The 20,688-nt window shown below is 60.2% G+C and carries 27 protein-coding genes; 8 read left to right on the top strand and 19 right to left on the bottom strand.

The window, feature by feature from the left end:
• Window positions 1-33: 33 nt before the first annotated feature.
• The 11 genes from M0654_RS05270 to M0654_RS05220 all read right to left on the bottom strand — a co-directional run bounded on the left by M0654_RS05270 (window position 34) and on the right by M0654_RS05220 (window position 8,762).
• Window positions 34-360, bottom strand: coding sequence for a hypothetical protein (locus M0654_RS05270; RefSeq protein ID WP_248682124.1), 327 nt, complete (start codon window positions 358-360; stop codon window positions 34-36).
• A gap of 14 nt (window positions 361-374) precedes the next feature.
• The gene (locus tag M0654_RS05265) at window positions 375-1,280 is read right to left on the bottom strand and encodes a 2-hydroxyacid dehydrogenase (RefSeq protein WP_248682364.1); all 906 of its coding nucleotides are present in this window, start codon (window positions 1,278-1,280) and stop codon (window positions 375-377) included.
• 49 nt (window positions 1,281-1,329) lie between these two features.
• Window positions 1,330-2,109, bottom strand: a complete 780-nt coding sequence (locus M0654_RS05260) for an amino acid ABC transporter ATP-binding protein (RefSeq protein WP_118852286.1) — start codon at window positions 2,107-2,109, stop codon at window positions 1,330-1,332.
• A 30-nt stretch (window positions 2,110-2,139) separates the two neighbouring features.
• Window positions 2,140-2,943, bottom strand: a complete 804-nt coding sequence (locus tag M0654_RS05255; protein ID WP_248682123.1) for a transporter substrate-binding domain-containing protein — start codon at window positions 2,941-2,943, stop codon at window positions 2,140-2,142.
• A gap of 51 nt (window positions 2,944-2,994) precedes the next feature.
• Window positions 2,995-3,651, bottom strand: coding sequence for an amino acid ABC transporter permease (locus M0654_RS05250; protein ID WP_248682363.1), 657 nt, complete (start codon window positions 3,649-3,651; stop codon window positions 2,995-2,997).
• Between the two features lie 14 nt (window positions 3,652-3,665).
• Complete coding sequence (locus M0654_RS05245) at window positions 3,666-4,334, bottom strand: amino acid ABC transporter permease (RefSeq protein WP_118852282.1); 669 nt, start codon at window positions 4,332-4,334, stop codon at window positions 3,666-3,668.
• Window positions 4,335-4,422: 88 nt separating this feature from the next.
• Complete coding sequence (locus tag M0654_RS05240) at window positions 4,423-5,469, bottom strand: LacI family DNA-binding transcriptional regulator (RefSeq protein ID WP_248682122.1); 1,047 nt, start codon at window positions 5,467-5,469, stop codon at window positions 4,423-4,425.
• A gap of 31 nt (window positions 5,470-5,500) precedes the next feature.
• Window positions 5,501-6,559, bottom strand: a complete 1,059-nt coding sequence (gene modC / locus M0654_RS05235) for a molybdenum ABC transporter ATP-binding protein (protein WP_248682121.1) — start codon at window positions 6,557-6,559, stop codon at window positions 5,501-5,503.
• Window positions 6,543-7,253, bottom strand: a complete 711-nt coding sequence (gene modB / locus M0654_RS05230) for a molybdate ABC transporter permease subunit (protein WP_248682120.1) — start codon at window positions 7,251-7,253, stop codon at window positions 6,543-6,545. Before modB ends, modC begins: the two co-directional genes overlap by 17 nt.
• A gap of 42 nt (window positions 7,254-7,295) precedes the next feature.
• Window positions 7,296-8,081: a molybdate ABC transporter substrate-binding protein gene (gene modA, locus M0654_RS05225; RefSeq protein ID WP_390919619.1), complete on the bottom strand. Its 786-nt coding sequence runs from the start codon at window positions 8,079-8,081 to the stop codon at window positions 7,296-7,298.
• An 84-nt stretch (window positions 8,082-8,165) separates the two neighbouring features.
• Complete coding sequence (locus M0654_RS05220) at window positions 8,166-8,762, bottom strand: NUDIX domain-containing protein (protein ID WP_118852276.1); 597 nt, start codon at window positions 8,760-8,762, stop codon at window positions 8,166-8,168.
• Window positions 8,763-8,983: 221 nt separating this feature from the next.
• Here M0654_RS05220 and M0654_RS05215 point away from each other — a divergent pair, with 221 nt between their 5' ends.
• From M0654_RS05215 to M0654_RS05205, 3 genes are all read left to right on the top strand, one after another.
• Window positions 8,984-9,121: a hypothetical protein gene (locus M0654_RS05215; RefSeq protein ID WP_199925310.1), complete on the top strand. Its 138-nt coding sequence runs from the start codon at window positions 8,984-8,986 to the stop codon at window positions 9,119-9,121.
• Between the two features lie 95 nt (window positions 9,122-9,216).
• Window positions 9,217-10,041, top strand: coding sequence for a DUF1206 domain-containing protein (locus M0654_RS05210; protein ID WP_118852274.1), 825 nt, complete (start codon window positions 9,217-9,219; stop codon window positions 10,039-10,041).
• Between the two features lie 22 nt (window positions 10,042-10,063).
• On the top strand, window positions 10,064-10,801 hold the full coding sequence (locus M0654_RS05205; protein WP_248682119.1) for a phosphatase PAP2 family protein: 738 nt from the start codon (window positions 10,064-10,066) through the stop codon (window positions 10,799-10,801).
• Between the two features lie 325 nt (window positions 10,802-11,126).
• Here the strand turns inward: M0654_RS05205 and M0654_RS05200 are convergent, their stop codons facing one another.
• A complete protein-coding gene (locus M0654_RS05200; RefSeq protein WP_118852272.1) occupies window positions 11,127-11,954 on the bottom strand; it encodes a manganese catalase family protein in 828 nt (275 codons plus the stop codon).
• 118 nt (window positions 11,955-12,072) lie between these two features.
• Between M0654_RS05200 and M0654_RS05195 the strand changes: the two genes are divergently transcribed.
• Window positions 12,073-12,378 carry a hypothetical protein gene (locus M0654_RS05195; RefSeq protein WP_390919615.1) on the top strand — a complete coding sequence of 102 codons (306 nt, stop codon included), beginning with the start codon at window positions 12,073-12,075 and terminating at the stop codon, window positions 12,376-12,378.
• Between the two features lie 18 nt (window positions 12,379-12,396).
• Here M0654_RS05195 and M0654_RS05190 read toward each other — a convergent pair whose 3' ends face one another.
• A complete protein-coding gene (locus M0654_RS05190) occupies window positions 12,397-12,879 on the bottom strand; it encodes an NUDIX domain-containing protein (RefSeq protein WP_248682118.1) in 483 nt (160 codons plus the stop codon).
• 159 nt (window positions 12,880-13,038) lie between these two features.
• On the opposite strand from M0654_RS05190, the gene M0654_RS05185 reads away from it, so the two are divergent.
• Together M0654_RS05185 and M0654_RS05180 are read left to right on the top strand one after the other, a co-directional pair.
• A complete protein-coding gene (locus tag M0654_RS05185; RefSeq protein WP_248682117.1) occupies window positions 13,039-13,998 on the top strand; it encodes a DUF808 domain-containing protein in 960 nt (319 codons plus the stop codon).
• Complete coding sequence (locus M0654_RS05180; RefSeq protein ID WP_248682116.1) at window positions 13,991-14,299, top strand: hypothetical protein; 309 nt, start codon at window positions 13,991-13,993, stop codon at window positions 14,297-14,299. Before M0654_RS05185 ends, M0654_RS05180 begins: the two co-directional genes overlap by 8 nt.
• Window positions 14,300-14,565: 266 nt before the next feature.
• Here the strand turns inward: M0654_RS05180 and M0654_RS05175 are convergent, their stop codons facing one another.
• From M0654_RS05175 to M0654_RS05165, 3 genes are read right to left on the bottom strand one after another with little or no spacing between them, the layout of a single operon-like run.
• A complete protein-coding gene (locus M0654_RS05175) occupies window positions 14,566-15,075 on the bottom strand; it encodes a flavin reductase (RefSeq protein ID WP_248682115.1) in 510 nt (169 codons plus the stop codon).
• Window positions 15,072-16,169 carry an LLM class flavin-dependent oxidoreductase gene (locus M0654_RS05170; protein WP_248682114.1) on the bottom strand — a complete coding sequence of 366 codons (1,098 nt, stop codon included), beginning with the start codon at window positions 16,167-16,169 and terminating at the stop codon, window positions 15,072-15,074. The genes M0654_RS05175 and M0654_RS05170 overlap by 4 nt, the downstream gene beginning before the upstream one ends.
• Window positions 16,166-16,870: a GntR family transcriptional regulator gene (locus tag M0654_RS05165; protein WP_248682113.1), complete on the bottom strand. Its 705-nt coding sequence runs from the start codon at window positions 16,868-16,870 to the stop codon at window positions 16,166-16,168. Before M0654_RS05165 ends, M0654_RS05170 begins: the two co-directional genes overlap by 4 nt.
• 189 nt (window positions 16,871-17,059) lie before the next feature.
• Here M0654_RS05165 and M0654_RS05160 point away from each other — a divergent pair, with 189 nt between their 5' ends.
• The gene (locus M0654_RS05160; protein WP_118852265.1) at window positions 17,060-17,815 is read left to right on the top strand and encodes an HpcH/HpaI aldolase family protein; all 756 of its coding nucleotides are present in this window, start codon (window positions 17,060-17,062) and stop codon (window positions 17,813-17,815) included.
• A gap of 56 nt (window positions 17,816-17,871) precedes the next feature.
• On the opposite strand, the gene M0654_RS05155 is transcribed toward M0654_RS05160, so the two are convergent.
• Window positions 17,872-18,381, bottom strand: a complete 510-nt coding sequence (locus tag M0654_RS05155) for a ferritin-like domain-containing protein (protein WP_118852264.1) — start codon at window positions 18,379-18,381, stop codon at window positions 17,872-17,874.
• Between the two features lie 271 nt (window positions 18,382-18,652).
• On the opposite strand from M0654_RS05155, the gene M0654_RS05150 reads away from it, so the two are divergent.
• The gene (locus M0654_RS05150; protein WP_248682112.1) at window positions 18,653-19,543 is read left to right on the top strand and encodes a lytic transglycosylase domain-containing protein; all 891 of its coding nucleotides are present in this window, start codon (window positions 18,653-18,655) and stop codon (window positions 19,541-19,543) included.
• 48 nt (window positions 19,544-19,591) lie between these two features.
• On the opposite strand, the gene minE is transcribed toward M0654_RS05150, so the two are convergent.
• Both minE and minD read right to left on the bottom strand, forming a co-directional pair.
• Window positions 19,592-19,852, bottom strand: a complete 261-nt coding sequence (gene minE, locus M0654_RS05145) for a cell division topological specificity factor MinE (RefSeq protein ID WP_118852262.1) — start codon at window positions 19,850-19,852, stop codon at window positions 19,592-19,594.
• Complete coding sequence (gene minD, locus M0654_RS05140) at window positions 19,849-20,664, bottom strand: septum site-determining protein MinD (RefSeq protein WP_118852261.1); 816 nt, start codon at window positions 20,662-20,664, stop codon at window positions 19,849-19,851. Before minD ends, minE begins: the two co-directional genes overlap by 4 nt.
• Window positions 20,665-20,688: the final 24 nt, after the last annotated feature.

Below are 20,688 nucleotides of genomic sequence, written 5' to 3'. Positions count from 1 at the left end.
CCCTTTCAGATCTGTGCTTCAAACCGATCGGGCTTAGCTGGACGGACCCATGTCGAAGACGTGGTGATGGATATGGCCGTCGAACATCTCAAGCAAGCCCTTGGTCATTTCACGGCTCTCGTAGCGCACCGGCGATTCCAGGGCAGCTGCGAGCGCGGCCTGATCCTCGTACATCGTCGAAAGAGCCATGGCGTAAGACGGTGCGCCCTCGTCCCGCTCGATGTTGTAGAGGACGCGCACTTCCTTCACGCCCGGGAAAGCCAGCCACATGGGCATCAGCTTCTCGGCGACATAGGCGCGAAACGCATCGTCTTGGCCGGGCTTGATCGTGCCTTCGAAGAAGGCCTGGCGAATGATCATGATACTCTCTTCGATCAGTTGACTGTGGTCGGCGGTTTCTTGCCGGCGAAATGCGCTTCAAGATTAGAAAGCACAAGCTCGCCCATGGCGATGCGTGTTTCCATCGTCGCGCTACCCTGGTGAGGCAGGAGCAGCGTGTTAGGAGCCGAGTAGAACTCCGAGCGAATGTTCGGTTCGTTGACGAACACGTCGAGACCGGCCCCGGCGATCGTTCGATCGTTGAGCGCCGCGAGCAGCGCATCCTCATCCACCACGCTGCCGCGCGCGATGTTGATCAGCACGCCCTTTGGCCCAAGCGCCTTGAGGACATCAGCATTGACGATATTTTGGGTCTGGGCTGTCGCAGCAACGATCACGCAAAGGATGTCGCTGTCTTCGGCAAGCTCTACCGGCGAGGCGCAAGACTTCCACGAGGTGTCAGTGATCGGCGAGCGATTCCAGAACCGCACATCCATGCCGAACACTTCAGCACGGCGACCGACGGCCTTGCCGATCTGACCAAGCCCGAGGATGCCGAGGCGCTTGCCCTTCGGGCTTGTGCCGAGCGGGAAGGCTTCCTTGCCCCACTTGCCAGCGCGCATGTAAGCGTCACCGGACGCAATCTGGCGCAGAACGCCGAGCATCAGGGCAATCCCGAGATCGGCCACATCATCCGTCAGAACGCCGAGGGTGGTGGCAACATCGATGTTGCGGCTGCGCGCATGGGCGAGGTCGATGCGGTCCGTGCCGACGCCGTTGACGGCAATGACGCCGAGCGACGGCATCTTGTCGATCCACTCGTTGGAGATGCCCGTTCCGCCACCCGTGGCAACTGCGCGGATCTTGGGAAGCGCAGCTTCAAGGCTTTCCTTCTGCGACTCATCATAAAGGCGATGCACCGTGTAATTTGCATCGAGACGTTCTTCGATGAATTCCATCATCGGTTCGACAAGCAGGAGATCCGGTTTCATATCGCTTCTTTCAAAAAATTCAGGAGATTTGGCCGAGGAAAAGCTTCAGGCGTTCGTTCTTCGGGTTGCCGAAGAATTCGTCCGGTGCGCCCGACTCCAGGATCTGGCCCTGGTCCATGAAAATTACGCGGTCCGCCACCTGCCGAGCAAAGCCCATCTCGTGGGTCACGCACAACATCGTCATGCCTTCCTTCGCAAGGTCGATCATGGTGTCGAGCACTTCCTTGACCATTTCCGGGTCAAGCGCGGAGGTCGGTTCATCAAAAAGCATGATCTTGGGATTCATGCAAAGCGCACGGGCAATGGCGACACGCTGCTGCTGGCCACCGGAGAGCTGTGCCGGATACTTTTCCGCCTGCTCAGGAATCCGAACGCGTTCCAGGTAGCGCCGGGCGGTTGCCTCGGCTTCCGCCTTGGCAATGCCGCGGACCTTCATCGGCGCAAGCGTGCAGTTCTCAAGCACCGTCATGTGCGGGAAGAGATTGAACTGCTGGAAGACCATGCCGGTCTCCTGACGGACGATATCGACATTCTTGCCGCCAGCCGTCAGATCGTGACCGTCAACGACGATCCGGCCCTTCTGAATTGTCTCCAGCTGGTTGATGCAGCGAATGAGGGTGGATTTACCCGACCCGGACGGACCGCAGATGACGATGCGCTCGCCACGGTTGACCGAAAGGTTCACGTCGCGAAGGGCGTGGTAAGCACCATACCACTTGTTCACGCCCTCCATCTGTACTGCCAGATCTGAAGCTCCCCGCATCTCCGATGCCGGTGCGTTTGCGCCTACCTCAGCCATGCGAGGAACTCCTTTCAATCTCTGACTAGCTTACTTCTTGGCTTCGGTGACAAAAGCCGGCAGCGGGGAACCGAGCCACTTTTCGTGGATCTTGTTGAGGTCGCCGCTCGCCTTTACCTTGTCGACAAAGGCGTTGACTGCAGTCAACAGCTCGCTGGAGCCCTTGCGCACGGCAATGCCCTGGACCTGCTGGCTGAGCTGGATCTTCTGCTCGTACTTGCCCGGAGCCGCCGTCTCGATCTGCGCCGCCACAACGTTGGATACGCCGATCAGTTGAACCTGCCCGGAAAGCAGGGCCTGGATGGCGCTTGCGTCGTCATCGAAGCGCTGGATCTTCGCGTCAGCCGGAGCAATCTTGGTGACGCCGGTGTCCTGCGTGGATGCACGTGCGACGCCAATGGTCTTGCCGGAAAGATCCTCGGGCTTCGAAACCTGGATGTCCTTGCCGCCGAAGACCCCAACTGAGATGCCAGCGTAAGGCGCGGAGAAGTCCACGTTCTTCGCACGCTCTTCGGTGATGCCGAGCGACGCAACGAGCACGTCGACCTGGTTGCTCTGGAGATACGGAATGCGGTTCGGGCCAGTGACCGGCACGATCTGCAGCTTGACGCCCAGTTCTTCGGCCAGAAGCTTGGCAACGTCTGCATCGTAGCCGTCCGGCTCGTTCGACGTGTTCATGATGCCGAACGGCGGGAAGTCAACCAACATGCCGACCTTCAAGGTACCGGCCGACTTGATGCTTTCAACCGTCTGTGCGGCGGCTGTCGATGCGATCGCGCCCGCAAGAAGACCGGCACCAATGGCTGCCGTCAGCATTCGTCTTGAAATTTTCATGTTCCTACCCTTTCAGTTATGCCGGTTTACCTCCCTCCGGCGCGGGTCCCGTCAACGTGTTGTTGCGCGGGAGAATTTGCGTTCCATGCGTCCGGCCAGCAGCGACAGCGGCCAGCACAGGATGAAGTAGATCGCCGCCACCGTGGAGAAGACCAGGAAGGGGCTGAACGTCGCGTTGTTGATGATCTGGCCTTGGCGCGTCAGTTCAACGAAACCGATGATTGCCGCAAGGGACGTGCCCTTGATGAGCTGCACGAGGAAGCCAACGGTCGGTGCGACCGCGACACGGCTCGCCTGCGGCAGGATGATGTATCGCATGCGATTGATGTAACGCAGGCCAAGCGCGGTTGCGGCCTCACGCTGGCCCGGCGGCACCGCCTCGATGCAGCCACGCCAGATTTCGCCAAGGAAGGCGCTGGCATGAAGCGTCAACGCAATCATCGCAGCGATCCACGGGTTCACGGCAAAGCCAAAGATGTTCATGCCAAAGAACACCAGGAAAAGCTGCATCAGGAGCGGCGTTCCCTGGAAAAGGCGGATGAAGCCCGTGGCGAGGAGGCGCGGCACCTTGTGGTCGGCAACACGGGCGAGAGCAACGAGAAGTCCACCAACACCGCCGCCGGCAAAGGCGATCGCCGACAGCGCGATCGTCCACTGCGCCGCCATGACGATGATCCAAAACTCGTTCCAGCCGAAAGGTCTGATCAGCATGTCTGTCTCCCCTATCGGCTCAGCGGATATTTGAAGGCCACCTTCTGGATGGCCGCAAACAGCGTCGAGAAGGCAACCGACATCACGAGGTACATGGCCGTGATGACGACATAGACCTCGAAGCTTGCGAAGGTCGCCGATTGCAGGTCGTTACCGGCCGCAGCAAGGTCGTCAGCGGATATGACGGAAACGACGCTGGTGTTGAGCATCAGGTAGATGAACTGGCTGGTCAGCGACGGGTACACGGTGCGCAGCGCCGGCTTCATGACGATGTAGCGGAAGATCTGCAGCTTTGACAGGCCGAGCGCCGTGCCAGCCTCCACCTGCCCCTTCTGGATCGACTCGATGCCGGCGCGAATGATTTCCGTTCCATAGGCGCCAAAGTTGACGACCAGAGCAAGAAGCGCGGCGCTGTTCGGTGTCAGGCGGAGCCCGAGCGATGGAAGACCGAAGAAGATGAAGAAGATCTGCACCAGGAACGGCGTGTTGCGGATGATCTCGATATAGGCGTTGACCAACCAGCGGAGAGGCAGAGGGCCGGATGTCTTGCCCCAGGCGCAAAAGATCGAGACGATCAGGCCGATCAGCATCGCGCCGACCGAAAGCTGGATCGTCAGCGCCGCACCCACCAGAAGCTTGTCGAAGCCCGCGAGTACCGGTTCAAAGTTGAAGTTGTACAACCTGTGACCTCCCGACCACGTTTGCAGCCGTCTCTTCTCCCAGAGCAGGCTGCGATTTAGATCGATCTAATAGGGTCCGAGTGCGAGGTCAACCCGCCTTGTGGATTCCCAAAGATAGCGCAGCCGCTGCAGAAGAGTGCCGCACATGCAATTGCGTCGGCTTGATAATCCAGCGAGGCGGCAGTTGCGGCTCGCGGATGCGATCCAGCAGCAACCGCGCGGAATCCTCGCCAATGGTCACGGGCGCAGTCGATATTGAGGTCAGCCGCGGCCGGATAATGTCAGCTTCGGTAACATCGTCGAAGCCGACGAGGGATACGTCCTTGCCGACTTTCAGCCCAAGGTCACTCAATCCTGCATTCAGCCCGACCGCAATGACGTCGTTGAAGCAGATTATCGCGGTGGGTCGTGACGCTTCGAAGAGGGCCTTGGCAGCCTGGGGGATCTGCGCCGTCTGGTCCGGCACGCGGATGACATGATCGCTTTTGAGCCCCCTCGCCCGCATCGCTTCACCGAAGCCCTTGATGCGTTCGTCGTAGGCGGAGTGAACCGGGCCATGCACGGCAAAGGAAATCGCCGTGTGCCCCAGGTCTGCGAGATGATCCACGGCTTGGCGCATGCCGGCGGCATAGTCCGCACCGGCATAGTCGAGCTCTGGCGAAATATGTCTCAGGGTCTGCACGACGGGCAGATCCCAGTCGAGCAATTGCTGTACAATCCCGGCTTGCGTGCCCGCGGCGGCGCACAGAATGATGCCGTCTACGCCATGCTCCCGAAGGCGGCGCATCAGCACGTCCTGTCGCTCCACCGTATCGCCGCTGTTGACCAGCAGGACCACCATGCCTGCGCGGTCGATGACCGCCTCGATGCCCGACAGAAGCTCGGCGAAGAACGGGTTGGTCAGATTCGGAACAACGACGCCGACAGCATTGCTGCGTTCAGCCCTGAGTCTCGCGGCACCCATGTTGTAGACGTAGCCAAGCGCCGCCATGGCCTCTTCGACTCGGGCACGCGTCTGTGCTCCGACAAGCGGGCTCTTGCGGACCACGAGCGAAGCTGTGGCGCGGGACACGCCCGCGCGCTGCGCTACATCCAAGAGGGTCACTCGGCTTTTCTTGCGATCTTCGACGGGCATGAGACTTTCGTGAACTGTTGGATCGGCCGCGTCAATGGATGAGCGCCATCGCCTTGATGACCGCAAAAATGGGTCGGCCGACGGTCAGTCCCAGTCGGTCGACGGAAAGCGTCGTGACGCGCGCCAGCAGGATATCACCCTTGGCGTCGATCCTCACGCGGACCGTACCTTCACGCTGCGGCTCCAGGGCAATAATGTACCCCTCCAGGATGTTGAGCGCGCTCAGGCCCTCAGGTTGCTGGACGGCGACCAGGACATCCCGCTCGGCAATATGGACGTTCACCCGCCGGCCGCGCTCCAGTCCCGCGGCTGGCAAGATCACCTCCCCCGCCCTCAGCGTGACATGGGAAACGTGGTGCTGCGCATTGCTTGACGCCACTGTGCCGCTGATAATCACCCCGGTGTCTCTTTGGTCGATCGAGGGGCTTGCCAGCACCTCGGCCGGTGATCCTGCAGCTTCGATCTTTCCATCGGCCAGGACGATGACACGATCTGCCAGCCGCGTGACCTCCGCGACCGAATGGCTGACATAGATCATCGGCGTCTTCATCTCGTCGCGCAGCTTTTCGAGATAAGGCAGGATCTCGTTCTTGCGCGCATCATCCAGCGCAGCCAGTGGCTCGTCCATCAAGAGGAGACGCGGGGACGCCAGCAAGGCGCGGCCGATCGCGACGCGCTGCCTTTCGCCGCCGGAAAGGCCATGAGGCTTGCGATCCAGCAGCGCCTCGATGCCGAGAAGATGCACGATGTCGTCAAAATCTGCCGACCTTTTTCGCGACGTGAACCAGGATCCGAAGTTCAGGTTGTTGCGCACCGAAAGATGCGGAAACAGCCGGCTGTCCTGGAAGATGTACCCGAAGCGGCGCTGGTGGACCGGCACAAAGACCTTGCGCTGGGTGTCCACCAGAACCGTATCCTCAAAAGTCAGCCGTCCAACATCCGGTCTCGCAAGCCCCGCGATAACGCGCAGCAACGTTGTTTTGCCCGATCCCGAGCGGCCAAACAAAGCTGTCACACCAGCCGCAGACGTGAAACCTGCGTCGAGTGCGAAAGCACCAAAATGCTTTTGTGCTTCAACGGACAGGATCATGGTGCTGCCTCCTCCCAGCCCAATGTGCCATGAGCTCCGAAGCCATCAGCGCTGAGAACGAAATTACGATCGCCACCAGCGTCAGGCGCGTTGCGCCCGCGTCGCCACCCGGGACCTGGGTCAGGGTGTAGATCGCCGCAGACAAGGTCTGCGTCTCACCGGGAATGTTGGACACGAAGGTGATCGTCGCGCCGAATTCGCCCATCGCCTTCGCAAACGCCAGGACCATACCAGCAATGATACCCGGAAGGCTCAGAGGGAGCGTCACTGTTAGGAAAACCCAGGCCCGGTTGGCGCCGAGCGTCGCGGCGGCCTCCTCGAGCTTCCCATCCACCGCCTCGAGCGACAACCGGATTGAACGCACCATCAGCGGAAAGCCCATCACGCCACAGGCCAGTGCCGCCCCTGTCCAGCGGAACGAGAAGACGATCCCGAACAAGCTTTCGAGATAAGCGCCAAACACACCGCGGCGGCCGAAGGCGATGAGCAGCAGATATCCAGTCACGACCGGCGGCAGAATGAGAGGCAGATGCACGAGGCCGTTGAGCACCGACTTGCCCCAGAACCTTCCGCGCGCCAGGAGGTAAGCAACAAACACGCCGAACGGCAGCGCCACCAGTGTCGCGATCGTCGACACCCACAGACTAAGCCTGACCGCCGCCCATTCATCCTCGCTAAGATGAAGCCATTCCAACAGAACGCAATCCTCGTTTCGACGCAGGCACAACAATTCCGTTTAATGGAGGATCGTGAAGCCTTCCTTCTCGAAAAAAGGTGCCGTTTGCGGAGACTTCAGGAAGTTCAGGTAAGATGACGCCGCACTAGCCCCCGAACTTTTCAGCAGCGCGATCGGGTAAATGATCGGCGGATGGAGATCTTCGGGAAAGGTGCCAACGACCGCGACACCCGGGTCTGCCGCGGCATCCGTCTGATAAACGATGCCATAGGGCGCTTCTCCGCGCGAGACTAGAGCAAGGGCCGCGCGAACATTTTCGGCGCCCGCAACATGCTTTTCGACCACCGACCAAAGGCGGAGTTTTTCCAGCGCCGCCTTGGCATATTTGCCGGCCGGCACCGAGTTCGGCTCCCCCATGGCGAGCTTGCCGTCGTTCAGCAGCGCGGCGAGATCAAATCCAGGCGCGATCTGGATGGGGGTCGCATGGGCCTTCGGCGCGATGAGCACCAGGCGGTTCCCGAGAAGATTGGTCCGCGAATCCTCCTGCAGCAGACCCTTTTCGGATAGATATTGCATCCAGTCGAGGTCGGCGGAGATGAAGATGTCGGCTGGCGCTCCTGCCTCGATCTGCCTGGCAAGCGCCGAACTTGCGGCATAGGAAACGGTGACCGGTGGCTGGCCCTGCGTGGCCCAGGCATTGTTGGCCATGTCCAACGCGTTCTTGAGACTTGCCGCTGCAAAGACAGTCACCCGGTCCTGCGCCCACAGTGAAGCTGGCATGATCATCCACAGAATTGCGAGCATCCGGGCGACAAATCTGCGCTGGCGCGCACCAAAGATACCCATCCCACCTCTCCATTTAACGTCGTCGGTTGGAAGGATATATGGCTTCACGTCAGGTATGCTAGACCGGCAAACCGCCGCCGCGCTTCAAGGTGACCTGCTCTCCTTGAAGATGTTCAGCGCCGCGTGTTGCAACAGCATGATCGTCTTGCCGTCGCGGATCCGGCCGTTCGAGATCATCTGCATCGCCTCCTCGATCGTCGGCTCCAGCCGCTCGATGTCCTCGCCCTCTTCCGCATTGCCGCCGCCAGTAGAAACCTGATCAGCGGCTGAATAAGCGCCAACGAAGAAATGCAGCCGCTCCGTTACCGAGCCCGGGCTCATGAAGGCGTCGAAGATCTCGCGCACGTCGCTCACCCGATAGCCGGTTTCCTCCTCCACCTCGGCCCGGATCCGCTCCTCCGGGCTCGCGTGATCGAGAAGCCCCGCCGGCGTCTCAATCAGCAGATCGTCATGCCCGTTGACGAAGGCGGGGTAACGGAACTGGCGGGTGAGCAGCACCCTTCTACGCTCAAGATCATAAAGCAGGATGGTTGCGCCATTGCCGCGGTCATAGGTCTCGCGGCTTTGCCTCTGCCACGTCCCGTCCGATCTCAGGAAGCTGAAGGTCGTCTTCTTCAGCACATACCAGTCATCGGAAAGGATCGTCACATCCTCGACCCGAACTCTCTGCGCCACCGCCATTACACCCTCCCACGTTGTTTGCACGATATCGCACGATTCACGTCTTCATACAAGATCACGCACTCTGAAGGTTGCTATCCCCGGTCAACGAACATCATCAAAAACAGGTGGGACTTAAGGCCCAGGCCGGAACGCTTGGAGGAAGCTTGCGTTATCCCGCCATCAACTGAACTCGCATGAAGGCCACCGCGCCTTCAGCATCCAACAGACGGTTCAAGAGCATGAAATCTGCAATCTTCTCGATCCTCGTTCTCATGGTAGGCATGACGGCTACGCTGGCGTTCCTCAACGATCCCGCGAAGGTCGCCTCGGCAAAGGTTTATGTGCCTGAGGTCGTGTCTGAAACGACCAGCGGCTAAGCCCCCGACGCATGACACGTCGAGCAGGTTGAACTGCTTGGCAATCAACCTGCTCCATCCTCCATGAGACTTCGCTGAAAGACATTGGTGGCCGTATGACTGGCAAAAGACTGGAATGGCTGGCGCGTGGAGGATATGCGGCGCGAGGCGTGGTCTATATCCTCGTCGCCGCCCTGGCAGTCCTTCCGATCTTTGGTGGCGGAAAGGCTGATTCCAAGTCAGCGCTGACGACTGTACTCGAGCAACCTTTCGGTCAGATCTGGCTCGGGCTGATCGGCCTGGGACTGGTCGGCTTCATCCTGTGGCGCATTGCACAGGCGACGCTTGATACCGATGGGCACGGGCAGGACCTCAAGGGCTACGTAGTCCGGGGCGGATTGCTGATCAGCGCAGCCACCTATACCGGTCTTGCCGCTTATGCGATCAGTCACGCCCTGCATTTCAGCCTCGGCGGCGGATCATCCGACAGCCGGCAGGACTGGACGGCATGGCTCATGCAGCAGCCTTTCGGCCGCTATGTCGTTGGCCTCGTCGCCCTGGCTGTCATTGGTGCCGGTGGAGCGCAGATCCTGAAGGGTGCCAAGCGCGGGTACCTCAAGTACTTCTCACACAGTTTCGAACACAAGAAGGTCCTCAACGCCGCCTGCATCTATGGCTTGGTGGCCCGCGGAGCGGTTCTGGTGATACTCGGCGTCTTCCTTGCCTATGCTGCTTTCACCATCGATCCAGAACAAGCGGGTGGAACAGCGGATGCGCTGTCATGGATCCGCGAGCTTCCTTTCGGCGCGCTACTCTATCTTCTCGTCGCCGTTGGCCTGTTTGCTTTCGGGCTCTATGGCCTGATCGCAAGCCGATACAGGATGATCCGCAGCCCCGACTTACAGAGACCCTTGAGCGCTGCGCGCTCGGCGTTAGGTTAGAGCCTCAATCTAGGGGTTCGGCATGGCTTTTCATCACGTTTACGCGCGCAGGGTTCTCGACAAGTTCAAGAGCTTCGAGCCGCTGGGGCTCATCATGGTCGCGGTCGTGGCGGGCGGCCTGTTCCTCTTCTTCCAACTCACCGGCGAAGTGATGGAGGGCAATACCCATGCCTTCGATGAGCGGATCCTGCTTGCCCTTCGTAACACCACCGACCTCGGGACGCCGCTCGGGCCGGCTTGGCTCGGCCAGGCGATGGGCGATATTACGGCCCTTGGCGGGCACACCGTGCTCAGCCTGATGACCATCATGGCCACCATCTTCCTGTTTCTGTCGCGGCAGCGGGCAATTGCCATCTTCACCTTTCTGTCGATCGCTGGCGGCTTGCTGGTAAGTTCACTGCTGAAGCTCGGGGTTGCTCGCCCAAGGCCAGACATCGTGCCGCATTTGGTGGATGTGCACAGCCTCAGCTTTCCGAGCGGTCATGCGATGCTGTCGGCCGCGACCTACCTCACCCTTGGCGCCCTTCTGTCCCGCGCGCAGCCTTATCGCTCGACACGGATCTTTCTTCTTGGCGCAGCGATCTTCCTGACCTTGCTCATCGGCATCAGCCGCATCTATCTCGGCGTGCATTTCCCGACAGACGTACTCGGCGGCTGGTGCGCGGGCGCGACGTGGGCGCTCGGATGCTGGCTGATTGCACGGCGTTATCTCTCGACCACGCCAATTCCGGCGAAGGTCAAGGACACTCAAACGCGATAGGGCATCACTGTCTCGGCGCCGTTGGACCTGCGCTACCGTCAATACCCGAACCCGTTGTCGGCCGGTTCGGTGCAGTCTCGGTATTCTCCGGTGTCCGGAGGAACATGATGGCGAGGATCAACGCCAGAACGCCGGCGGCTATCGCAACCGACCACGCGGACCGGCCATTTCCGGTATGAGGTGCGGGCCGTTGCTGCCCGTCATACTCCGTATTTTCGTCTCTTGCGCCGAATGGGTCCCGCCCTTCCGCCATGGATGTACCCTGCCTGGATGCTTGCTCATACATGAAGAGGACGCCGGCATGGCTGCCGGCGTCGACTGGTCCTTACATCTGCTCGGATTGTGCGCCGCTGTTCGGCTTGGCCGGTCCCAGAACCGGTTTCTCGCCAAGCGCTTCGGTCATGCGCATCGGCTTGAACTGGCCCTTGCCGTCGATCGATGCACCTTCCGACCAGCGGCCTGGAACCGGATCACTGCCGTCAGCCTGGAATCCAAGGAAGCTGTAGTTGAACTCCTGGTTCTCCTGCTCCTGCGGGAAGCTGTTCGGGATCGGGAAGGCGCCGGAAGCACCGCCGAGCTCTTCGATCGCAGCCATCCACTGGTTCTGGTGCATGGTGTCTCGGGCAATCAGGAAAGACAGCATGTCCTTCATGCCCGGATCGTTTGTCATGTTGTAGAGACGAACGGCGAGAACGCGACCGGTCGACTCGGCCATAACATTAGCCGTCATGTCGGCAGCGATATTGCCGCTCGCATAGATGTGCGACATGTCAAACGGCACTCCGTCGGAATCAACCGGCATAGCCGAGAGGCCTGCAGACAGAAGGTTCTTCAGGTTCAGGCCGCCGAGCACGGCACCACCCACAGGGTCAGCAGCAACCGATTCCTTCACGCTCAGCGGAGCGCCTTCGAGGTTGAGAGCCACAGCCGTTGCCAGCATCTCGATGTGACCGAGTTCTTCGGCAGCAGTGTTCATCAACAGGTCGCGGAACTTCGGGTTACCACGCGCACCGCAGGCCTGGAAGAAATACTGCATGGCGACACGGATCTCGCCCTCGACACCACCGATCGCCTGCTGGAGCGCCCGTGCAAACAGAGGATCGGGGGTCTCGACGCGGACCGGATACTGTAACTTGCCGTCAGTGTAGAACATGAAGCTCTCCTTTTGGTTGGGGGAGCGCAAAGAACAACGAGATCGGCATTAAGTTTCGTCGCGTCGCAAGAAAGTTGATGGCCGCGATCAACCTTCACCGCGAGCGTCGGCTTCTCGCGTGTCCAACGAGGCGGCTTGTACGAAACCTTCTCCAGCATCAGGGGTTGTTAGGACAACACCCCAACACATGACGTGGAGACGATCGATGAGCGAGATGGAAACGGAGAGCCTGAAGCTTGCCAAGGAGTACCTTTCCCTGGGCGGTGCACGGCGGGCCAAGATCGATGACAACATCGTCAATACACGGCTGTGGGAGAATGACCCTCCGGAAGCGGCTGCATTCTGGGACAAGCACATCCAGTCGCTGCCGGAAGACAAGCGCCGCGAGGTGGAGCTTCATCTGCCGACGATCAACGCAACCTGACCACGACGTAGACCGCTGTCAGCCCGAAGCCTTTGCCTTGCCCAGGCTGGTGAGAAGGTCGTCGAGCATTGGCTTTTGGCCGATCAGAATCTTCGTGCGCGCGGCGGCGATGTCGAACCAGCCAGCGCGATCCACCTCCGGGAACGACTGCATCCGTCCCGACCTCGGCGGCCATTCCATCTGGAACGGGCTGCTTTGTGGGTGGTCAAGGTCGACATCTGGTTCTGCCTCCACCGCCCAAACCAGAACGATCTTGCCGCCAGGCTGGCGATATCTCCCAAGCTCCGAAAAGTCGCCGTCGACCGCTACGCCCAGCTCTTCCTGCGCTTCGCGAATGGCCGCGTCCAAAGGTTCCTCGTCGTCCTCCACCAAGCCTTTGGGGATCGACCAGGCGCCCTCGTCCTTCTTTGCCCAGAACGGTCCGCCCGGATGCACCAGCAAAACTTCCGCTTCGCTGTCCGTCATTCGATAGATCAAGAGACCTGCACTGGTCTTGGCCATGAACTGCTCCGGAGCGCTGCGTTGTCGCAGGCATCGACAAGATGGACGGGCTTTGGCAAACCGGAGCGCAGCAAATACCGACGATCCCCCGCCTCAACGGAACCATCTGCCATGGCTTCGCCTTCATCATCCAATGCAACGATAGTGTCGGTGAGTTGAATGGCAACGGGATTGATTGCTCTTCTTGATGACGTGGCGGCGATTGCAAAACTCGCGGCATCGTCCCTTGACGATGTGGCCGCGCAAACAATCAAAGCCAGCACCAAGGCTGCGGGTGTCGTGATTGATGATACTGCGGTCACCCCGCGATATGTCGTCGGTCTGTCGCCTGCTCGCGAACTTCCGATCATCGGCAAGATCGCCCTCGGCTCGCTCAAGAACAAGCTGATCTTTCTCCTGCCTCTGTGCCTGCTGCTCGGCTACTTCGCACCATGGCTGATCATGCCGCTGTTGATGCTCGGCGGCATCTACCTGTGCTTTGAAGGTACGGAGAAGCTCCATGAAGCGGTGTTCGGCCATCATGGGGAGCAAGACGCGACGGAAGCGGATGGCACGGATGCCAGTCAAATCGAGAGGGAGAAAGTGTCCGGCGCAATCCGTACCGACTTCATCCTGTCGGCCGAAATCATGGCGCTGACGCTGGCGGGTGTGTCGGAGTCCGGCTTCTACACGCAGGCTGCGGTGCTGGCTGGCGTCGGCATCTTCATCACCGTGGCGGTCTATGGCGTTGTCGCGCTGATTGTTAAGGCAGACGACATCGGGCTAGCGATGGCAAAGAGCGGCTCCGCGGCCGTGCGCGGTTTCGGAAAGTTGCTCGTCCGCGGTGTGCCTGTTTTTCTGCAACTGCTGGCCGGCATCGGAACTGCCGCGATGCTTTGGGTCGGCGGCAGCATCATCGTCCATGGTCTGGCGGAGCTCGGCTTCCACGCACCGGAGCACATGATCGAACATGTTGCAGAACAGGCCGTCGCCGTCGTACGGGTGCTACCTTCGGTCGTTGGGTGGCTGGCTACGTCCCTGCAGCAGGCGGTGTTGGGCCTAGTTATCGGTGCTGCCGCGGTCGTCGTCTTCAACCTGATTAAACCGGCTCTCGTTCGCATGGGCTACGCGCATGGCTGAGATGTACCTCATCCAAATCCTCCTGCCCATCATCGGCGCGCAGAGCGACAGACCTGATCCGTACGAAATGCTTCGCGAGGAGCTCACCAGCCGGTTTGGCGGGATGACCTTCCACAAGAACGCGCCCGCCGAAGGGCTCTGGGCGAATGATGATGACGTGGAGAAGGACGCTATCATCATTGCAGAGGTGATGATCGATGACCTGCATCGCGACTGGTGGCATACCTATCGCAAGACACTCGAGAATCGCTTCCAGCAGGAGGAGATCGTCATCCGCGCGCTGCCTATGGCCAGGCTTTAGGCATCAGTTCTCGTCACCCGAAGCCGGGCGACGCCTTGCTTGGTAAAGGGTGAATGAGTCACCAACGGTGAGCGCGGCCGCTCAAAGGTCGAGCCGAGGAGGACGAGATGATGCCAATAGATGCCACCACGGCAGGCAGGACGGACCCGCACCTTGCACAAACTGCGCCTCGCATCGTCTCGGTGCGAGCAATCCCGGTGGCGGGCCGCGACAGCATGTTGCTCAACCTCAGCGGTGCGCCTCATCCGGTCCTGACCCTCGATTTGCTAGCGGATGTGATGATAACGGCGACGGAAATAAACGAGCGCCTCGTCATTGTCATTGCCATGGATGACGCCGCGCACCCGGCAGAACAGCACATGATGCGTGCCGCTTTGGACGACGTCCGCAACCTCGCAGTCGAAGGATACGACTGCATCGGAGAGCACCGGAGATCCCGTCTCACTCGCGGTCCAGTTGCCGCGAGAAAACCGCTCCTCCTGCGGCGTTGCACCACCGAAGAGCTTGGACAAATCCTCGTGCCGGCTCGTTAACGCATTGACGCAAAGCACCCGGTTCGTCTCGAAGATCTTCGCGACCGAGCTGGAGCGGTTCAGGCAAACCAGCAGCGTTGGCGGCTGGTCTGTTACGCTACAGACTGCCGAGGCAGTGAACCCTGCCACGCCGGCCGGCCCGTTGGTGGTGACGATATTGATCGCCGCCGCCAACCGCGACATACCCTCTCGAAAGGCGAGGCGGCTCGCCTCGATGTCGTCCTGCATCATCTCACTCGTCATTCGCTTCGCAGTCCTGCCTTCTTGAGCAGCGGCATAACACGGTCGCAGAAGAACGGCAGTTCGTAAGTGTAGTTGACGAAGGATAAGGCAATGCCGGAGTAGCCCTGCTGGGAGATCGCCAGCATGTCCTCGACGATCTTCTCCGGCGTGCCAACGAGCGGATATCCGCCGGCGCCCCCGGCAAAGCGCTTGCGGTAACGGTCGTAGCTTTCCTTGTCGTGCGACTGCGAGAACTCCTTCTTGCCTGCCATATGAGCGTCGACAGCCTCATGATCGGCAAGCGTCACTGCATAACGCTCGTAGTAATCCTCCGCCTCCCGTTGCGTCTCGCGACAAACAACGTGGCAGACGGTATAGGCGCCAACATCGCGGCCGATGACGCTGGCCCGGTTGCGGATGTCTTCTACATGCTTGCCGGCTTCCGAGATTTCCCTGAAGGTGGTGAACAGATATTCGCAGTTCCTGGCGGCGAAATCGCGCCCCGGTCCGCCGAAAGCTGCATTCATCGTCACAGGCCGCGGCGTCTGGATACTCGCAGGGCGGCTGACCACGTCCTTCAGCTGGTAATACTGGCCGTTGAAGTCAAAGGGAGCGTCGGAAGTGTAGGACCGTTCGACAATCTCCAGCCATTCCGCGGCCTGGTCATAACCCTTCTCTACCAGTGGTACGCCAAACATGCCGAACTCCTTCGGGTTCCAGCCGCAGACGATATTGAGCCCGGCGCGTCCGCCGCTGATATGGTCGACCGTCGCGAGCGCCTTCGCCGCGTATAGCGGATGCACGAGCGGCACGTGGACCGTCATGAAGAGGCCTATCCGTTCGGTTACCGAGGCAAGGCCGGCTGCCCAGGTGAAAGTTTCAAACGACCACTCCCTCACCCGATTCTTGCCACCGAAACCTTTCCAGCGCGCGATCGGGAGGAAGAAATCGAGACCACCGCGGTCTGCGATCTGGACGGCGTTCAAGTTGTCCTCCCACCGCGCCTGCCACCGCTCCGGCACATCCGTAATAGCCAATCCACCGTCTGCATTGGCGGAAAATACCCCAAGCTTCAGCTTGCTCGCACCTTTGAGCGGGTGTGGTTTGCGGTTCATTTCGTCCTCCGACTTCTTCTTCGACCCGAGAGCGCCTGCCTCTCGGCTTCTTGCAACTGGCGATGACGGACGGAGAGGAAGGCCTCCTCCGCCGCAAATAGGAAAAGCATCATCCGGTCCTGCGCCATCAGCGGATCGCGCGCCATGAAGGCTGACTGGATTCGAGAAAGACTGGAGATGTAGGTCGCGGCCGTGGCGGGATCGGCGAACGTACCGATGCGGACCGACTGGAAGTAGTCTATGAAGCGCGCGATCGTTGCCGCCATGTGGGGATTGCGAACAGCCTCAAGCCAGGCATTGCGATAATCCACATTGGCAGCCAGGAGTGCCGGGAGATCTCCCTCAGCAAGCGCCTTTTCAATGAGTGCGAACAGTTCCGATAGTTTCCCGGCAACCTCGGGCGTCAGGTCACGCGCGGCTGAGGCCGCAGCGCGAGGCTCAAGTTGCCGGCGAACCTCGAACAAGCCAGAGATGTCGGCCGGCGAGAGCTCTCGCACGGCAAACCCCCGCGTCGTTCCAACAAGATAACCCTCCGCCACCAGCCGCAATAAAGCTTCACGGGCTGGCATGCGCGATATGCCGTGTCTGGCTGCAATATCGGTATCCACCAGCCTTTCCGATGGTGCAATCGCACTCCGCTGCAGCTTCAAGCGCAGGTCGGCATAAATTCCATCCACGAGATTATCAACCGGCTTCAACATCCCATCTCCTGCCGAAACCGTATACCGTTCATGGCTATATTCAAGGGACTGAGCGGCTACCGCACATAAAATGTGAAGACTGGCCGTGTTATCAGTATACGGTTTTCCACATCTTGTAGGGCGGGACGTTTCAGGCTTAAAGCTGATTGAGGCCAGTTCCACCACCCTGATCATCGAGGATGCAGAACAATGAGTGACTTTCGACAGAAATGCCTTGGCGGTGAACGGCTGATCGGCACCTTTGCCGCCGTACCTCATCCGGTGACTGTCGAGGTCACGGCCGCGGCTGGTGTGGACTTTCTCTGCATCGACGCCGAGCACTCGCAGATCGGACGAGAACTGATCGAAAACCTCATCCGCGCCTCCGATGTTCACCGGGTACCGGCGATCGTGCGCGTGCCGGGTCATGCCCCCGAATCCATTGCCGGGGTTCTCGATGCCGGGGCCGCTGGCGTTCTTGTTCCACGAGTCTCGACAGCCGCCCAGGCGAAGGCAGCCGTGATGGCGACGCGTTACCCGCCGCTTGGCGAACGTGGGGTTGGCCCGGGGCGCGCAGCCGGCTATGGCTACCGCATTCCGGACTACCTGAAGCGCGCGAATGACGAGATCCTGCTCGCCGTCCAGATAGAGACGGCGGAAGGATTGGCGAAGGTTGAGGAGATCGTCGCCGTTGAAGGGGTGGATGTGATCTTCATCGGCCCGGGCGACCTCTCAGTTTCTATAAACGCTCTTGGGCCGGAGGGAGCGAAAAAACTGGAAGCGGCGATCCTGACGATCGCAAAGGCCGCGCGCGCCGCTGGCAAGGCAGTCGGCATCTTCCGGCCATCGCCAGATGATGTTGGAAAATGGAGGGACGCCGAAATCACCTTCTACCTCATCGCCAGCGACACGATGTTCCTCGGCGCGGGCGTGGCATCTGCCGTTTCGGCTGCCCGATCAGCCTGAGCGGCAACGGACCTCAACGGCCGGATCGACTTCGAGCCGGCCGTTTGTCGCTGTAATCAAACCTTGGCACTCGCCCCCTGCTGCTTCAGTGCGGCGAACTTGGTGGTCAGGGTGCCGATGTTTTCATCAAGCCACTTCGCCATGGCGAGTTCTTCTTCAAGGTTTGCCTTCAGCGGCGTTGCAAGCGCCGGAAGCTCCGCATAGTCAGCCAACGCGATCAGCGACTTGTAGGCTGCGATCTCGAAATTCTCGAAGGCAAAGTTCGCCATCGAGTTCTTGAGGATCTCGTCACCGGCAACCGTATGCCCGAGCGCTGCCATCGCGCCCGTGAAGGAAAGCGCGGCGTCCTTGATTGATGAGTGGCTCTCGGCAAGGCCGCTCAGAACTTCTTCGAGACGCCGGATCTGGCCTTCCGTTTCGCGGATATGCTGATCAAGCTTGGCTGCGACTTCCGGGTAGTTCTCGATGCGCTGAAGCTGCGGCTTCATGATCGATAATGCCTGGTTTTCCATGGCATGTGCATTTTTAAGTCCGGTAATGAATAGTTCGCGCGGCTCTTGGGACATCGGATACTCCTCTTGTTTGGCCCTACCAACCTCAAGTCCGCCGAGAAGTTCCACTCGCGCCGTTTCGAGACCACAAGGCTTTGGAGCTTGATCTGGAGCTGCCGAGCCATACCTTGGTCCGGCAGATGAACCAGGCCAACACTGCGAGCATGCCAGCGACAGACACATCACCGACGACGGATTGATCACCATGAATGTTGCTGTTGTGGGAGATGATGTTGGCAGTCCGCGGGCCCAACCGACCTACCGCATGTTGTTGGCAGGATCCTTGATGGGCCTGACGCAGCTTCTATCTCCTATTCCTGCTCAGGCGGAGGAGAAAAAGAACGAACCCGAGCAGTGCCTTTATTCCGGACCCGCCGGACCGGCCGCCCCTCCGGCCTGCATCCGGAGAAGCTCGTACCATGAGGATCTCTGCACGCATATGGAGGCCGTGGCCCTCCGAAACTCCGTTCCACCTGATTTCTTTGCGCGGCTGATCTGGCGAGAGAGCCTGTTCAAGCCCGATGCGGTCAGCCCCAAAGGCGCGGAAGGCATCGCGCAATTCATGCCTGCGACGGCCAAGCTTAAGGGGCTTCAGAACAGCTTCGATCCCGTCGAGGCGCTTACGGCGTCGGCCGCTTATCTGAAAGAACTGAAGGAGCGCTTCGGAAATTTTGGCCTGGCGGCGGCGGCTTATAATTCGGGTGAAGCCGGAGCCCAGCGGTTCCTCTCATCAGGAGCGCTGCCGCTCGAAACGCGAGACTATGTCTTCGCAATCACTGGCCACACGGCGGAAACGTGGAAAACCTCCCCACCGGCCGATCCGGCACCGGCGCTTGATAAGGATAAGTCTTTCCATGAAGCCTGTATGGATCTCGCCCGTCGAAGATCCATTACCGAGCCCATCCTTGCATCGGCAGATTGGGCGCCTTGGGGCGTCCAGTTGGCGGCCCATTACAACCCGTCGGTCGCGAGCAGGCTTTTCACCCGCTCAGTCGATCATTTGCCGAAAAACCTGAAGGAACAGCGAGCCCTGATCGTCAGGCAGCGCGGCGGGAATTTCGGACGTCGCCCGCGTTATGCGGCACGGATCGGGATGCAGACGCGCGCCGAGGCAAACGACCTCTGCGGTCAGATCAAGGCCGCGGGCGTTCCGTGCACCGTCTTCCGCAACCACTAGAAGCCCATCACCGCCGCCCTGTTCGGACGACGGTGACACTTGTATGGATTAAGCCGCTTCGGCTGCGACGGCGACCGGAATTTCGACATCGATCTCCAGGATCGAGACGTTTTCGTCGCGGTCGATCTTGATGTGGACCTTGTCGCTGTCGATCTCGACATGCTTGGCGATCACGGCGAGAATTTCTTCGCGCAGGACCGCGACGAGATCCGAGTTGGAAGAAGCGCGCTCATGGGCCAGAAGGACCTGCAGACGCTCACGCGCCATCGGAGCAGAACGCTGCTTGCGGAACAGATTGAGGATGCTCATGCCGCCTTCCTTCCGAAGATCTTGTCGAAGATACCCCGCTTTTCATTCGGGACGGTGATCGGCACGGACTCGCCTGCGAGACGACGAGCAGCGTCGAAATAGGCCATGGCCGGTGCGCAACGTGCGTCTGCCAGGGTGACAGGGGAGCCGATGTTGGACGCGCGCAGCACATCCATGCTTTCGGGGATGATGCCGAGAAGCGGGATCGACAGGATTTCGAGAACGTCGTCGACCTTGAGCATGTCGCCACGCTCGGCACGATTGGAGTCATAACGGGTCAGCAGCAGGTGCTTTTCCATCCGTTCGCCGCGCTCGGCCTTCAGCGTCTTGGCGTCGAGCAGGCCGATGATGCGATCGGAGTCGCGGACGGAAGAGACTTCCGGATTGGTGACGACAACCGCCACGTCGGCGTGCCGCATGGCAAGTGTTGCGCCGCTTTCGATGCCGGCGGGGCTGTCGCAGATGACCCAGTCGAAGACGCGCTTCAACTCATTGATCACCCGCTCCACGCCTTCTGGCGTCAGGTTGTCCTTGTCGCGGGTCTGGGAGGCCGGCAGCAGGAACAGGGTTTCGAGCCGCTTGTCGCGGATCAGCGCCTGGGAAAGCTTGGCTTCGCCCTGGATGACATTGATCAGGTCGTAAACGACGCGGCGCTCGGCACCCATGACGAGGTCGAGATTGCGTAGCCCTACGTCAAAATCGACGACGACGACGCGCTCATTCCTCTGCGCCAGGGCCGCGCCGAGTGCGGCGGTAGACGTCGTCTTGCCGACGCCACCCTTGCCTGAGGTAACTACAATGACCTTCCCCATCTCGATCTCCTTTAAGAGCCCGCC

This window comes from Neorhizobium turbinariae, from assembly GCF_023223505.1.
Lineage (GTDB): Bacteria > Pseudomonadota > Alphaproteobacteria > Rhizobiales > Rhizobiaceae > Neorhizobium > Neorhizobium turbinariae.
The sequence above is the reverse complement of the archived record's forward strand: the minus strand, read 5'-3'. Positions and strand labels throughout refer to the sequence as shown.